The following is a 14740-nucleotide window of genomic DNA, read 5'->3' as shown; positions in this document are numbered from 1 at the left end:
GCCTTATTTTAACTCTCAATCCAAACCTTCATCTGACCTAGGCATTAATCTATGACATAAAATGTCAAAATGCGATTATTTTATGCGGTAAGTTGTATCAAAAGATGACAAGTGAAGACTTATCAACCCAAACCCACACCATTAAACTGCTCAGCCTTAGCAAACTCCTCTAATATCAACTCGGTAAAAAGTTGTCCCGCACGGCCTAACGGCCGCTCTAAGGTCGAGACGAGCTGTGGAATAAACGTAAAACGACTGCCACCGACGAAGTCGATTTCAACTAATTCGCCCTTAGCTAACTCTTCTTGCACTAAAAAGTCCGGCAACCAGCCAAAACCTAAACCTTTTAACAAAGCGTTCTTTTTCATGATAAAGCCAGAAAGATAAAACACTTTATCACCGCCAAATTGCATTTCATCGCGATAACTTTTATTGGGTGAAGAGTCTTCGATAGTTAATTCCACATGTTGCTGCAGCTCAGACAAACTAATTTCGCGAATAAAAGACAAAGGATGCGAAGCACTGGCCACCAGTACGCTAGTAATTGCAGGCAAAGGCTGCGGATGATAGTAGGGGCCAGTGCGATAATCTTTCACTAACATCAAGTCAGCATTATCACGCTCGAATCTGTGTTGTACACCGCCTAAAAACTCCATATTCAGCTGAATTTTAGTGGGGATCTGATGTTCAGCCATGCGCTTTAAGGCCGTCATGATAGGCTCCATCGGTAAGGCACCGTCTATCACTAGCTCTAGCTTGGGCTCCCAGCCTTCACTGAAACGACTGGCAAGATGTTCAATGTTTGCAAGGTGTTGCAGTAATCTTTGTCCCTCGGCCAAAATCACTCGGCCCTCTTGCGTCAGTTCCGCACGATATTGCTCACGACTAAAAAGTTGCACACCTAAGTGCTCTTCTAACTTTTTAACTTGATAACTCACCGCCGATTGCGCCTTGTGTAATCGCTCCGCCGCCTTGGCAAAACTGCCCTCTTCCACCAGCACTTGCAGCACATTAAAAGCATCAATATCGATGCGCATGGTCACTCCTTGGCTCTAATGAACATGTCACGGAAACACTACGATTCGTAAAGATTAGAATACCATCTAATTTTTAGATTGAGATAACGGATTTATTATTCTTTTTTTTGTTCATTCAAGCAACTAAATTGATAACAAGATCACATAACCATAACGACAAGCGAAGTAGAGCTAATCTCACGCCGCTGTAAAAACCAAGGATCCTCCATGCCATTTTATGTGAAACAAGGCCAGATTCCCCATAAGCGCCATATCGCATTTGAAAAGGAAAACGGCGAGCTTTACCGTGAAGAGTTGTTCTCAACCCATGGTTTTTCCAATATTTATTCCAATAAATATCACCACAACATGCCAACCAAAGCATTGGAAGTGGCGCCATACAGCCTAGGCCATGGTGCCAATTGGGAAGACTCGCTGGTCCAAAACTATAAACTCGATTCCCGCGACGCCGACCGTGAAGGTAATTTTTTCAGCGCCCGTAACAAGATTTTTTATAACAATGACTTAGCACTGTATACCGCCAAAGTCACCGCAGATACCGACGAGTTTTACCGTAACGCCTATGCCGATGAAGTGGTTTTTGTCCACGAAGGCGAAGGCACACTCTACAGCGAGTACGGCACGATTAAGGTCCAAAAGTGGGACTATCTCGTGATCCCACGTGGTACCACTTATCAGCTTAAATTCAACGATTACAGCAATGTGCGACTTTTCGTCATCGAGTCATTCTCTATGGTGGAAGTGCCTAAGCATTTCCGTAACGAGTATGGTCAGCTATTAGAATCAGCACCTTACTGCGAGCGCGATTTGCGCGTACCTACATTGCAAGAGGCTGTGGTTGAGCGCGGCGCCTTCCCCTTAGTGTGTAAGTTTGGCGATAAATACCAACTCACCACTCTTGAATGGCATCCCTTTGATTTAGTGGGTTGGGATGGCTGCGTTTATCCTTGGGCATTCAACATCACAGAATACGCACCAAAGGTAGGCAAAATCCATCTACCCCCTTCTGATCACTTAGTCTTTACCGCCCATAACTTTGTGATTTGTAACTTCGTACCGCGCCCCTACGATTTCCACCCTAAATCGATTCCGGCGCCTTATTACCACAACAACATAGATAGCGACGAAGTCTTGTATTACGTCGATGGCGACTTTATGAGCCGCACGGGCATTGAAGCGGGTTACATGACCTTACATCAAAAAGGTGTGGCCCACGGACCACAACCGGGCCGCACTGAAGCCTCAATTGGCAAAAAAGAAACCTATGAATATGCAGTGATGGTGGACACGTTCGCCCCACTGAAATTAACCGAACATGTACAAAATTGCATGAGCAAAGACTACAACCGCTCTTGGCTAGAAGACTAGCCCCAAGCCACCAGCACTCCCATGCGGGAGTCATTTGAGTGACGGCGTGTTGCACTAAAATAACGAGGAAAACAACATGGCAAGCGAACTAAATCCACTGGGCTTATTAGGTATCGAATTCACTGAATTCGCCAGCCCTGATACTGATTTTATGCACAAAGTCTTTATCGACTTTGGTTTTTCTCTGCTGAAAAAAGCCAAGAACAAAGACATCCTGTACTACAAACAGAATGACATTAATTTTCTGCTCAACACTGAGCGCGAAGGTTTCTCTGCTAAGTTTGCTAAATCCCACGGCCCAGCCATTTGCTCTATGGGCTGGCGTGTAGAAGATGCCGGCTTTGCCTATCGCGTTGCCGTTGAACGTGGTGCAAAACCCGCCGATGATGCCAACAAAGATCTGCCTTATCCTGCGATTTACGGCATTGGTGACAGCTTAATTTATTTCATCGACACCTTTGGCGCAGATAACAATATCTATGCCGCTGATTTTGAAGATTTAGACGAGCAAGTCATCACCCAAGAGAAAGGCTTTATCGAGGTCGATCACTTAACCAACAACGTCTACAAAGGCACAATGGAACATTGGGCTAACTTCTATAAAAACATTTTTGGTTTTACTGAAGTGCGCTACTTTGACATCAGCGGCGTACAAACCGCGCTAGTGTCCTACGCCCTGCGTTCGCCAGATGGCAGCTTCTGTATCCCGATTAACGAAGGTAAAGGCAGCGATAAAAACCAAATTGATGAATATCTGAAGGAATACAATGGCCCTGGTGTGCAACATTTAGCCTTTAGAAGCCGCGATATCGTTAAATCTCTGGATGCGATGGAAGGCAGTTCAATCCAGTGCCTAGACATCATCCCTGAATACTACGACACCATTTTCGACAAGTTGCCTCAAGTGACTGAGAATCGTGAGCGCATCAAACATCACCAAATTTTGGTGGATGGTGATGATACAGGCTATTTATTGCAGATATTTACTAAAAACCTGTTTGGACCGATTTTCATCGAAATCATCCAACGTAAGAATAACTTAGGTTTTGGTGAAGGCAACTTTACTGCCCTGTTTGAATCAATTGAACGGGACCAAATGCGCCGCGGCGTACTGTAAGTATTCATCCTGCTAATAAAAAACGGTACGCACTGCGTACCGTTTTTGTTTCTACGACGATCTAAATCGTCATTTAAATCAGCATTGACGCCAATCACTCGGCATCGACCTTCCTGCATTATTCCACATTGATAGGTTTGATAACCTTACAAGGGTTACCTGCCGCCACACAGTTCGCGGGAATGCTCTTATTCACGACACTACCAGCACCAATGACACAATTATCACCAATGGTCACACCGGGTAACACAGAGACGTTTCCGCCTAGCCAGACATTATTGCCGATTTGAATTGGCGCGCCGTATTCCGTCGTTTGCCGCGCAATGGGATTAATAGGATGCGTTGCGGTAGAAATCATCACATGGGGACCAAACATCACATTATCACCAATCGAGACTGAGCAAACATCTAATATGGTTAGATTATGATTGGCGTAAAATTGTTTGCCAATATGGATGTTATAACCGTAATCGCAAAAGAAATTAGGCTCAATATGGGCGCAGTGTTGAATATCAAGCAGGCCACGAAGATGCTCCATTCGGGCATCAAGCAAAGTCGGTTCGGCCAGATTAAACTGATGACAAATGGATTTCGCCCGCATCCGCTCAGCCAATAACTCATCATCCCAAGCCTTATAGGGCTGGCCCGCCAACATTTTTTGTTTCTCAGTCATCGTATTGTCAACATTCCGTCCATGATGACCTAACCCTAACAATCGATTGATGAAAGTTCAAGAACTGCCTTATATGCTCTTGAATGAACGACCCATCTTGCTGACAGAACATTTAGCTAACAGCCAATGTGAGTCACATTCAAGCATTCAATCTCAATCGAGACAAAGGTCATTACCTTTGTTCGTCATCACAATAGAGTTCTGCAAATAAATACACTAGACACAAACTGTTCAGCGGCATGACCGGATTTGTCCAAATCATCCGGCTGTGACGCCCTGCTTCACCGAAGATTTCAAGCAATAAATCCGAAGCCCCATCGAGTGCTTTAGGATGTTCAAAGCAAGATTGATGCACATTCAGCACCCCTTCCAAGCGGTAAATTTGTTTTATCCGCGAAAGCTCACCGCAAGCCTGTTTCAATTGGGCAATAGCATTTAGGGTCGCAAGACGACAGGCAGCGTAGCCTTCGCTCACAGTATGATCTGCGCCCAATTGTCCTTGATACTGAAGCTCGCCCTCTAAATAGGGAAACTGACCCGAGGTCATTAACTGACTGCCAACAATTGAATAGGGTTCATAATTTCCAAGAGCCGCAGCAACCTCAGGTAGTTCAAGCCCTGCCGCCACTAGCCGCGATTCAGGTGTGCTCATCATAATGTCACCTCCTGAGATGAGACATTCGCAGGATTAAGCAGCGGGGCTAACCAAGTCGTCAAATGCTGAGGATTGACTGTCAGCCAGTTCGCAGCGGCCTCATCTTCCGTCATTCCTTGTCGATTAACCGCATAATCGAGTTCTGCAACCATTTGATTCGATAATACTATGTTATCCAGCACCTGAATTTGTGCTGGCGAGAAATTAACCGCCAACTCGCGTTCACGGGCGAGCAATACCGCTTTATCTTTCCCCCCGAGTAAATCTTTAGGGTCCTGAAGATCGCGAATACCGTATTGATGGTGTAAAAATTGTGGATGCCACAAAGGAACGACCACCCAATCGTTTACCGCCACAGCAGATTCAAAAGCGGCGACACAGTCGGCCTGAGTGCCTGTTCTAAATTGATAACCTGCCGCCGTTAATCCATATTGCGTCATGATATTTTTAGAAAATCGCGTGATCCCCGCCCCCTCACCAATCCCTTGAATGATGGGCCGCATACGTTGCTGCACGTCAGGCTTGAGTAAATCCTCAATGCTCGACACTTGCTCAGCAGGCACATAATCGGGTACGCCCCAGAGCGCATAGGGCTCATAATGTAGCCCGAGTTGCCGCGTAGCAACTCGCTCTTCGACACCTTGTCGATAAATCCCGTGGCTATGGGGCAGCCATGCTGAACACAGCATATCCACTTTGCCTTCACCTAGCTGCTCAAAATTAGCCTCGTGCAATGCATAGCTTCGTTGCACCTCTTTGCCCATAATCCCTATCACATGGGCCACCACAGCGGCGGTGACTCGATGAAAACTTAAGTCCGTCACTCCCATGCGAATCATAGGCTTACCCTGAGAGCTCTCCATATTTGTACTCTTATTCAATGAATTCATACCTATCGCACCTCGAGGAAATAATGCCAATGATGCCAAACTGCCCAATCCCAGCGTTTGCAATAATTGCCTTCTGAAGACATTAATCTCCGCCATGTTCAGGCTCCTTGGTGTCTAAAATAGTGAGCCTATCCATCACAATTCCAACGATGGCGTTGTCCTTTGCATAGGGGAATATCATCTCTACTTTGATGCCATTCGGATCTTCAAGAAACAACTGATGCTCACCAATCTCAGGCACAATTCGTTCCTGAAAAATCATCCTCTGCTGGCATAAATGCTGCTGCATCTGGTGTAAATCCGTGCCACGAAACGACAAATGGTCAACACGTCCCGAGCCATAAATATCTCTGCTTTCCCCTAAGTAGGCCTCTAGCGCCTGATCGCCCGCTTCCACCAAATGCAAAATGGGCTTATTTGAGGCATAGAGCCAATGTCCAGGAAAACCAAACTGTGGCCGCCAACCTAATTTCAATCCAAGGATGACTTGATAAAACAACAGCGTTTCAACCAGTTTGGGCGTTCTGATGGTAAAGTGATCCAATCCGATTATGTTCATATTGTCATCCTCTGGATGTCGTGACTCAGTGACTCGGTATAACCCAGTGCAAATCCAAACCGTTTTAATCCGCAAAAATCGTGTGAATAAATTCAGTTCAGATAAGCACTTGGCGTAAGGTTATAAAATTAATTGATGAGATTAATTGTTCGGATTAATTACCACGAACGCCCGCCGCTAAGGGCTTAAAACGGAAAATATAATAAGGTGGACTGTTTTCAGCTTTGCCATTGTTTAATGGTGCCGATAACGGTAATTGCGCAGCCCCAGAGTACAAGTAACCTTGCTTGCCATAACTCACACCGTCGGGCCAAACCATACGTTCATCATGGACATAAGTGCGATACTGGCGAGAATCTGCAGGGATCACACCAATGGCCCGCTCTCCCACTTCCGTTAAATACAAATTATTCGCTTCATCAATACTTAAGCCACCGTTGTCGGGCTTATCGGCATAAGCCTCCACTTTGGCAGAGAGTGCCGTAGGCGTTAACGAAGGATTGATGAGATCTGTCATCCGCACACGGTAAACTTTGTCTTTATTCATCGGGGCAAAGTAGAGCCATGTTTGGGTTTTATCTAAAGCAATGCCATCGGCACCCACATAAACTTCAATCTGCTTCCTATCTTTTGAGTCTTTATCGATAATCAGTGGCCGCTGTAAGTCTGGCATCACACTGTTATCACCCTGTAATAGGCGCCGACTTTTCCCTGTATTTAAGTCCACAACCACCAGCGCAGCCTTTTCACCAATGGGACCCGTGCCAATCCCCTCATCGGCAATCACAATCGCTTGATGTCGAGATGAGATAACAAAGTCATTATGTTGTGACTCAGGAAGAGAGACTGGCGCGGGCAAATGAATAATGCGATCTAATTGGTTTTTCTTGGTATCCCACGCCACTAATTTAGGCTCAATACGTGGTGCCTGCTGGCCAGAGTCTAATAGCCAAACTCTGTCTTGATCGTCTGTTCGCAGCCCCAACACCCAATTAAGGCAAGTGTCAGGTTCTTTCGCTTTACCCTGCGGATCATGGCATTGCTGCCAATCCGAATTAGGAAATGGCTTAGTACTACCATCCGCTAAAAGCTCTGCCACCTTAATGTTAGGTTGATAGAAAGGGTGATAACTGAAAATCAATCGATCATCTGATGTGAAAGTAATACCGCCCACAGCCCCATCAAGTTCGGCAAAGACTTCCATTTTTGCCAGCGGCTCAGTCTGTGTCGCCCATGAGTGAGAACACAACAAACTGGTTGCCAGTAGAGTAAAAGCCTTTGATAACATTGGGTATGTAATGCGCGTAGATAATATGGTCATCTTCATTCCTCCTAACGTGGGCCAGCTAAAAGCGTTAAACTTGCTTCGCCTAATCTATGCTGCCAAAGATAGAATCCCACCAAAGCGGGTGTTGATCCCTTGTCTATCGGCAACTGCGCCACATCCAAAGCATGCACTGTCCATACATAACTGTGTTCACGTCCCTCTGGTGGACAAGGTCCAAAGAATCCAGGTTTACCTAAATCGGTATTAGCTTCAATGGCACCACGGGGTAGCGCTCCGCCATTCACACCACCTGCGAGAGTCGACACCTGTGCCGGAATGTCATACACAACACGGTGCCAAAAACCACTGCCAGTAGGCGCATCTTTATCATATAAAGTGACAGCAAAGCTCTTGGTACCGGCAGGTACATTTTGCCAAGTTAAACGCGGCGCAATATTTTCGCCCGAACAACCAAATTGATTCCAATAATACTCAGGAGGAAACCTTGAATTATCAGCTAAATTACTTTCGAGACTAAACGCAGAGGCACTGTCGTCAGCCATAACGTAATTAATACTGGCGGCCAAAGCGACAGTCACTAAGAGAGTCTTTTTAAAAGAGGAGAAATAAGGCGATTTCATAATGTGCTGAACCCATTTTTGAACTGTCCTAGAACAGTCATTAACCATTGATTTGAGAATGTGGGTTAGCATATCAATCAAATTATGATTGATAAGGCGCATTTGGTTGATATGAGTTTCAAAAAATATTGGATAATCTCAACATGCTTCTCAGTTATTTTTAGGTTATGGTAGTTTCAGCAAAGATAATGCAAAAAAGTAACAACCAAACGACTAAGATATGTTCTTAACACAATAATATAACGAGGATTCGCTATGATTAAAGCGGCTTATCAACCTTGGTTTCCCGTGAACAGAAACCTAAAGCCACACCCGAACCTGAGTTGCAGATTAGACCATTTATCTTTAACCATACTGTGGCAGGAACTTGATAACGATGCATTCACGATGGAATTATATTTCCCTACGATATCAGGAATACAAGTAATTGATGAGTCAAGTTATCAAACCTTCTTAGATAACATAAGTGATATTCAACATGATGATAAAAGCAATACGCCATTCCCTATTGATTCAGATTTTAATATCACGAATCAATCCAATGTCGATTATTTTTCTTTACCTTGGCCAATATGGAAGTCGGTAAAAAATGCACGCCGTCCTTATTATGGTGAATTAGGCGAACATATTTACCAAGACCTATACAGTTATTATATGGTGGGCGCCGATAGTGTCTACTTGATCGATACTGATGTAGAACCTACAGTCAATGTCTTATCTTGTTAACTATGAAGTTAATCGCTGTTAACCGAACAACTGCAGAATTAATCACAATGGGGTTAGTGAGCATATTGTTAATAATAACTACAATATGCTTTTTGCGTGAAATATCGCCAGCCAACACAACCGATTACATTTAAAGAGAGCAAGTTCAAAATAAGCAGATTGGCTAAATCCGCCGTTTTCATTACACTATCGACCTTCTCATCTTCACCCAAGAATGACCAAACCATGCCTGATTTTGCCTTACTCGCTGTGTTTATCCCGACTTTTTTCTTTGTTTCTATCACGCCGGGCATGTGCATGACACTCGCCATGACACTGGGCATGAGTATAGGTGTGCGCCGCACCCTGTGGATGATGTTGGGTGAACTGGTTGGGGTGGCGTTAGTGGCGACAGCCGCCGTGATGGGCGTTGCCAGTATCATGCTCAACTATCCCGAAGTATTTCAAATTTTTAAATGGATCGGCGGGATTTATTTAGGCTTTATCGGTGTACAGATGTGGCGCGCGCGCGGCAAGATGGCCATATTAAGCGATGATGACACTAACCCCAGAGCCAGCAATGTTACCTTGATCTCTCAAGGCTTTATTACCGCCATTGCCAATCCTAAAGGTTGGGCATTTATGGTGTCGCTATTGCCCCCTTTTATCAATGCCGAGCGCGACGTCGCGCCGCAGCTCCTCGCCTTACTGAGCATTATCATGGTGACCGAATTTACCTCTATGCTCGCCTACGCCAGTGGTGGCAAAAGCCTGCGCATCTTCTTGAGCCGTGGTGATAATATTCGCTGGTTAAACCGCATTTCGGGCAGCCTAATGATAGGCGTAGGAGTTTGGTTAGCCATGAGCTAACGATTTGAACTAACCGCTTAAATGTAACCCGTTCTACCTAAAATGAGCCCAATAAAGTCCCGTTAACTCGGTCTTTATGAAGGCTCTTTTTTGTAGGGCAACACATCCTGCATCTGCGCCATATATTGCTGCATTTGCAGTGTTTCTTGCTCAACAAAGTCGGCAATCGCCGCCTTAAATCCCAAATGGGCGATGTTATGGTAGGAATACATTGCTACGGGTTCAAAGCCACGCAGCACCTTATGTTCCCCCTGCGCGCCCGCATCAAACACTTGAAACTCATGTTCAATACAATATTGAATACCTTGATAATAACAGGCCTCAAAATGTAAACCGTCGAGCTCAACCGTCGTCCCCCAATAACGACCATATAAGCATTTCTGCCCTCGGGTATTCTCACCTTTGAGATACAAGGCGCCAGCGACCATCTCGCCCTTTGCATCTTCAACCACCAAGAGTAGGACTTGCGCAGCGAGTTGTGCCCCCAACTGCTGAAAAAAGGTTGGCGTTAAATAGCCGCGATGACCGGAGCGCTTAAGGTAAGTTAATTGATAACATTGGATAAAAGTCTGCCATTGCGAAGCGGTGATCTGCTCCCCTTCGACAAACTGAAACTTAAGATTAAAAGGCTGTAACTGCGCCCGCTCCTTCAAGATATTTTTACGCTTACGGGAACTAAAGCCCGCCAGAAAATCATTAAAATCCCGATAACTGCGATTATGCCAGTGGAACTGAGTACCTAAGCGTTTTAACAGCGAATTTGGCAAACTTTCAAATAACGGCGTTTGTGTTGGGGTAACAAACAGGCTGTGCCATGAGGAAATCGGGCTGTCGCCCTGCTCTGGCCCATTAAGAATAGCTTCCTTAAGTACGAGATTATCCTGCGCTGATATTAGTCGGCGATTCAATGTCATCAGCAGTAATGCCGCCACGCGCAGTTGCTCGGCGCGCTCTACTGCGGGATGAATGCCCATCCGTTGACCTTGCACTGGGGTAAAAGGGATCGCATTCACCCATTTGGGATAGTAATCGAGCCCATGGCGCTCATAGGCTTCGGCCCACGCCCAATCGAACACATACTCACCGTAGGAATGGGATTTTTGGTACAAGGGCATGACGGCAATAAGTGGGAACTGATTGAAGTGCTTAGCCGTTTGCACACTGATAAACCCTCCTTCAGCCAAAGGCGACAAGCTTTTATCCTTGCTGGCGACATCATTTAATGTGTCACCCGCATCGAACACGCATAAATGTCGAGGCGTCCAACCGGTTGCAGTGCAAGCGGAGCGGCTTTGCTCGAGTGCCAACAGAAACTCATGGCGGCAAAAGGGATTCGCCTCACCCATGGCGGCATTCCACGCACTGGCCGAAATATCCGACATTGAGCTCGCAAAAGCCAAAATAAGCTGTCTCATTGGGTAAATTATCGTCCTTTACTGGTGTGAACAAGTATACAAGGTTGCAATTAAGCCTAATTCTCGGCACATTGCATAGCCATAATTAAAATAAATTCAGGATTGAGTATGCGTCCAACAAGACCTTTTAGACCTCTTATTCTCGCCATTGCGATGGCGCTTCCCTTACTATCATCTCCCAGTCTGCTTGCCGATGAATCACCAATTTTCAGCCAGATGGCCACCGCACAACCTGTGTGGGCTAAGCATGGCATGGTCGCAAGCCAAGAAGCTCTCGCCAGTCGCACCGGCGTTGAGATCCTAAAGCAAGGCGGTAATGCGGTTGACGCCGCCGTGGCTGTCGCCTTCAGTTTGGCAGTCACCTTACCCCGTGCAGGCAATATCGGCGGCGGTGGTTTTATGTTGGTGCATATTGCCAAAGAAAACAAAACCATCGCTATCGATTACCGTGAAATGGCCCCTTCTAAAGCCAAGAAAAACATTTTCCTCGACGAAAATGGCGATGCAGTTGAAAAACTAAGCCGCGAACACGGTCTTGCCGTGGGTGTGCCAGGTACTGTGATGGGCATGAGCTTAGCCCTTGAAAAATATGGCACTATGACTCTAGCCCAAGTTACGGCACCCGCGATTAAAATGGCGCAGGAAGGCATTAGCGTAACGCCAGATCTTGCCCAATCCCTTGCAGGCCTAAAACGCCGCATGGCCCAATGGCCAACCACGGCCGCTATCTTCTACAAAGCCGACGGCAGTGACTATCAAGTGGATGATATTCTTAAACAACCTGAACTTGCCCATTCGTTAAGTCTTATCGCTGAAAAAGGCACCAAAGGATTCTACGAAGGTGAAACCGCCACTAAGCTCATCAATGCGGTGAAAGACGCTGGCGGCATTATGACCTTAGACGACCTTAAAAATTATAAGGTTGTGGAACGTGAACCCGTGCGCGGCGAATACCGCGGTTACCAAGTTGTGTCTATGCCACCACCATCATCGGGCGGCGTGCACATCATCGAAATGCTCAACGTATTGCAGCAATTCCCGATAGACAAACTTGGCCACAATACCGCGCAGACGATTCATCTGATGGCAGAAACCATGAAGTACGCCTATAGCGATCGCAGCGAATACTTAGGCGATCCCGACTTTTATAAGGTACCCGTCAGAGCCTTAACCAGTAAAGACTACGCCCAAAAAATCGCCAGCCAAATTGCGGTGAATAAAGCAACACCGAGCGCTGAAATCAAGCCCGGCAAGCTCGCCCCCTATGAGAGCGACCAAACCACTCACTTCTCGGTAGTAGACAAATGGGGCAATGCGGTTTCAAACACTTACACCTTAAACTTCAGCTACGGCTCAGGTTTAGTGGCTAAGGGAACAGGGATTTTGCTCAATAACGAGATGGATGATTTCTCTGCCAAACCCGGCGTGCCAAACGGCTACGGTTTAGTAGGCGGTGATGCCAATGCGGTCGAGGGCAATAAACGCCCACTCAGCTCAATGAGCCCAACAATAGTAATGAAGGATGGCAAACCCTTCCTCGTCACTGGCAGTCCAGGTGGTTCGCGCATTATCACCACCACACTGCAGATCATCATGAATGTTATTGATCATGGATTGAATATCGCGGAAGCCAGTAATGCGGCGCGGGTTCACCATCAATGGCAACCCGATGAATTGCGAGTCGAGTCCAGCTTTAATCGCGATACCATTTCCCTGCTCGAAGCCAAAGGACACAAAGTGAAAGTACAATCCGCTATGGGCAGTACGCAATCAATCATGGTGACCGAACAAGGAATTTTTGGTGCGTCTGATCCACGCCACTCGGGTAGCGAAGCTATCGGCTACTAGCATCCCCATGATGCCAATGTTAGTGAAAGAGATGAGTGTAAAGAAATGAGTGAGAGAAATAGGTGAATGAGATAAAAGGATTTATGACCTATTCGATCTAGGTCATAAACCCTGAGTAAAGCGTGTCCTTCCGCTCAGCGAATGCAGACTCGCAATCAAAAAGCCCTGCTATACATCACTGTATAAGCAGGGCTTTTTATTACGAGGAAAAGTTATTGTGCTGATTTTCATTGTTTTTTTACTTTATTGACGCTGCAACTGAGTCATGAAATATCATACTAAACGCAACTCACTTCAAGACATGTAGGTAAATTCAGTTATTGGGATATTAGTGTTGGCTGGTATCCACTCATATAGGCTTGCCATGGCATTCACTCATCGACACGCAGCTAGTCCATCCGTGGATGCTCGACCGCCACGTCCATGGGGCGGACGGTCGTCTCGCAAATTACCATGGCTCACCTTTTTGGCACTAGTGTAACCTGTCTGTATGAAGGAGATACCCAGCACGCTTTTGGACATTTTTGAGTTAAAGCCTTAACTCGAACTCGTCAGTTTCGGATTAAAATTTCTATGGATAACGCCTCGCTAGAAGGCGAACGAAGCGAGTCCTAGTGAAGGCCACGCTTTTTGTGGCCGTAACGAATTTCAGCGGTTTGTTATGCATTTCAGTAGTGCTCGCACTTTCCAAAAAATACCGTCGCATTCATTAAGAATACAAAAGGCTTTTCAGGGCCTGATTCAAACTCTTCGATAGTGAGCGCATAAACACTCGATCCAGCTCCAGCACCTTGATCTACTCTCATAGTTGCGACCACTTTATAGGCATTCTCAGATGAACCGAAATCTATAACTTGAGGTTCTGTTACATATGAATTTTTAAGTGCACCGGCCATCACACCGCTAGCTCTATCCACTGAGAAGTCCCTTCCTACGTAGTTATCTACATAGAATTGGTGTGAACTCCCGTTATCACCAGATGCAGAAGATACCCTTTCAACGACACACTTATAATCACGCCCCGCAGCTGTAGCGGCGACAGTCCAGCAGGAAAATACAAAACAGAAGAAAAGACTGACTATTCTATGCTTCATTGAAAACTCCTTTTCCTGCATAACGTCTTAGTATTTATGCGCTGCGCTGTTTGCAGGGCATAAATCGCTTGTTGGACTTGGCCGCTGCCACATCCGTGTAAATGGGTATGAATGATGCTATAGGAATTTGCTTTTTTGCGGTAGCGGTTTTTTATACAGTTTGATGGGTAATCACTTGATATCGTTTTAGCTTTCTCATTTTTCGCACTTATTTTTTGCTGATGAATCGCGATCTAACGACTCAAAACTCCAAGGAATACACCTCCCCTCGGAGTTGCCGCAGGGCGAATAGAGCTCTTGATTTAATAAAGAGTGCGTGAGTTCGGCATGGATGCTGAGCTAGCTTTCGCAGGTTGTAGTGGCACACTAATTTTGGCCACCTAAATAGAGGTGATATTATTACCTCGTAGATGACTTTAGGTGAACACATGAGATCGACAACCAGAAAAACATTTAGTGCTGAATTCAAACTTGAAGCAGCCCAATTAGTCCTCGATAAAAACCATAGCATCATCGAAGCTGCAAAGGCGATGAACGTTGGTAAGTCCACTATGGATAAATGGGTGAGACAGTTAAAACTAGAACGCCAGGGTGGCACACC

The 14740-nt window shown here is 45.8% G+C and carries 15 protein-coding genes; 6 read left to right on the top strand and 9 right to left on the bottom strand.

Translation table 11 applies throughout. From position 1 onward, the window contains the following. Nucleotides 1-122: 122 nt before the first annotated feature. Nucleotides 123-1037, bottom strand: a complete 915-nt coding sequence (locus L5M10_RS15855; protein ID WP_115334369.1) for a LysR family transcriptional regulator — start codon at nucleotides 1035-1037, stop codon at nucleotides 123-125. Between the two features lie 207 nt (nucleotides 1038-1244). Between L5M10_RS15855 and L5M10_RS15850 the strand changes: the two genes are divergently transcribed. Further along, entirely contained in the window at nucleotides 1245-2405 is a 1161-nt protein-coding gene (locus L5M10_RS15850) for a homogentisate 1,2-dioxygenase (protein WP_219251663.1), read from the top strand. Between the two features lie 76 nt (nucleotides 2406-2481). Beyond that, nucleotides 2482-3522, top strand: coding sequence for a 4-hydroxyphenylpyruvate dioxygenase (gene hppD, locus L5M10_RS15845; protein ID WP_263185764.1), 1041 nt, complete (start codon nucleotides 2482-2484; stop codon nucleotides 3520-3522). 118 nt (nucleotides 3523-3640) lie between these two features. On the opposite strand, the gene L5M10_RS15840 is transcribed toward hppD, so the two are convergent. The 6 genes from L5M10_RS15840 to L5M10_RS15815 all read right to left on the bottom strand — a co-directional run bounded on the left by L5M10_RS15840 (nucleotide 3641) and on the right by L5M10_RS15815 (nucleotide 8207). Continuing rightward, nucleotides 3641-4195, bottom strand: coding sequence for a sugar O-acetyltransferase (locus tag L5M10_RS15840; RefSeq protein ID WP_173244211.1), 555 nt, complete (start codon nucleotides 4193-4195; stop codon nucleotides 3641-3643). Between the two features lie 172 nt (nucleotides 4196-4367). Beyond that, nucleotides 4368-4850, bottom strand: coding sequence for an Atu1372/SO_1960 family protein (locus L5M10_RS15835; protein WP_263255563.1), 483 nt, complete (start codon nucleotides 4848-4850; stop codon nucleotides 4368-4370). Continuing rightward, nucleotides 4847-5836, bottom strand: a complete 990-nt coding sequence (locus L5M10_RS15830; RefSeq protein WP_263255562.1) for a glycine betaine ABC transporter substrate-binding protein — start codon at nucleotides 5834-5836, stop codon at nucleotides 4847-4849. The genes L5M10_RS15835 and L5M10_RS15830 overlap by 4 nt, the downstream gene beginning before the upstream one ends. After that, complete coding sequence (locus L5M10_RS15825) at nucleotides 5823-6299, bottom strand: VOC family protein (protein ID WP_263171911.1); 477 nt, start codon at nucleotides 6297-6299, stop codon at nucleotides 5823-5825. Before L5M10_RS15825 ends, L5M10_RS15830 begins: the two co-directional genes overlap by 14 nt. A 154-nt stretch (nucleotides 6300-6453) precedes the next feature. After that, nucleotides 6454-7620 carry a major royal jelly family protein gene (locus L5M10_RS15820; RefSeq protein WP_263255561.1) on the bottom strand — a complete coding sequence of 389 codons (1167 nt, stop codon included), beginning with the start codon at nucleotides 7618-7620 and terminating at the stop codon, nucleotides 6454-6456. 11 nt (nucleotides 7621-7631) lie between these two features. Continuing rightward, the gene (locus L5M10_RS15815) at nucleotides 7632-8207 is read right to left on the bottom strand and encodes a YbhB/YbcL family Raf kinase inhibitor-like protein (RefSeq protein ID WP_263255560.1); all 576 of its coding nucleotides are present in this window, start codon (nucleotides 8205-8207) and stop codon (nucleotides 7632-7634) included. A gap of 255 nt (nucleotides 8208-8462) precedes the next feature. Here L5M10_RS15815 and L5M10_RS15810 point away from each other — a divergent pair, with 255 nt between their 5' ends. Both L5M10_RS15810 and L5M10_RS15805 read left to right on the top strand, forming a co-directional pair. After that, nucleotides 8463-8933 carry a hypothetical protein gene (locus tag L5M10_RS15810; protein ID WP_263255559.1) on the top strand — a complete coding sequence of 157 codons (471 nt, stop codon included), beginning with the start codon at nucleotides 8463-8465 and terminating at the stop codon, nucleotides 8931-8933. Between the two features lie 225 nt (nucleotides 8934-9158). Further along, on the top strand, nucleotides 9159-9782 hold the full coding sequence (locus L5M10_RS15805; RefSeq protein ID WP_263255558.1) for a LysE family translocator: 624 nt from the start codon (nucleotides 9159-9161) through the stop codon (nucleotides 9780-9782). A gap of 74 nt (nucleotides 9783-9856) precedes the next feature. Here the strand turns inward: L5M10_RS15805 and L5M10_RS15800 are convergent, their stop codons facing one another. Then, the gene (locus tag L5M10_RS15800) at nucleotides 9857-11197 is read right to left on the bottom strand and encodes a GNAT family N-acetyltransferase (RefSeq protein WP_263255556.1); all 1341 of its coding nucleotides are present in this window, start codon (nucleotides 11195-11197) and stop codon (nucleotides 9857-9859) included. A gap of 108 nt (nucleotides 11198-11305) precedes the next feature. Here L5M10_RS15800 and ggt point away from each other — a divergent pair, with 108 nt between their 5' ends. Then, nucleotides 11306-13045, top strand: a complete 1740-nt coding sequence (gene ggt / locus L5M10_RS15795; protein ID WP_263255554.1) for a gamma-glutamyltransferase — start codon at nucleotides 11306-11308, stop codon at nucleotides 13043-13045. 668 nt (nucleotides 13046-13713) lie between these two features. On the opposite strand, the gene L5M10_RS15790 is transcribed toward ggt, so the two are convergent. After that, nucleotides 13714-14139: a hypothetical protein gene (locus L5M10_RS15790; RefSeq protein ID WP_131526074.1), complete on the bottom strand. Its 426-nt coding sequence runs from the start codon at nucleotides 14137-14139 to the stop codon at nucleotides 13714-13716. 428 nt (nucleotides 14140-14567) lie between these two features. Between L5M10_RS15790 and L5M10_RS15785 the strand changes: the two genes are divergently transcribed. Next, nucleotides 14568-14740: transposase (locus L5M10_RS15785; RefSeq protein WP_263148818.1), on the top strand; the 173-nt coding region annotated here is incomplete at its 3' end.

The organism is Shewanella sp. SM32 (assembly GCF_025654235.1).
Taxonomy (GTDB): Bacteria; Pseudomonadota; Gammaproteobacteria; order Enterobacterales; family Shewanellaceae; genus Shewanella; species Shewanella oncorhynchi.
This window is presented reverse-complemented; position numbering and strand designations above follow the sequence as displayed.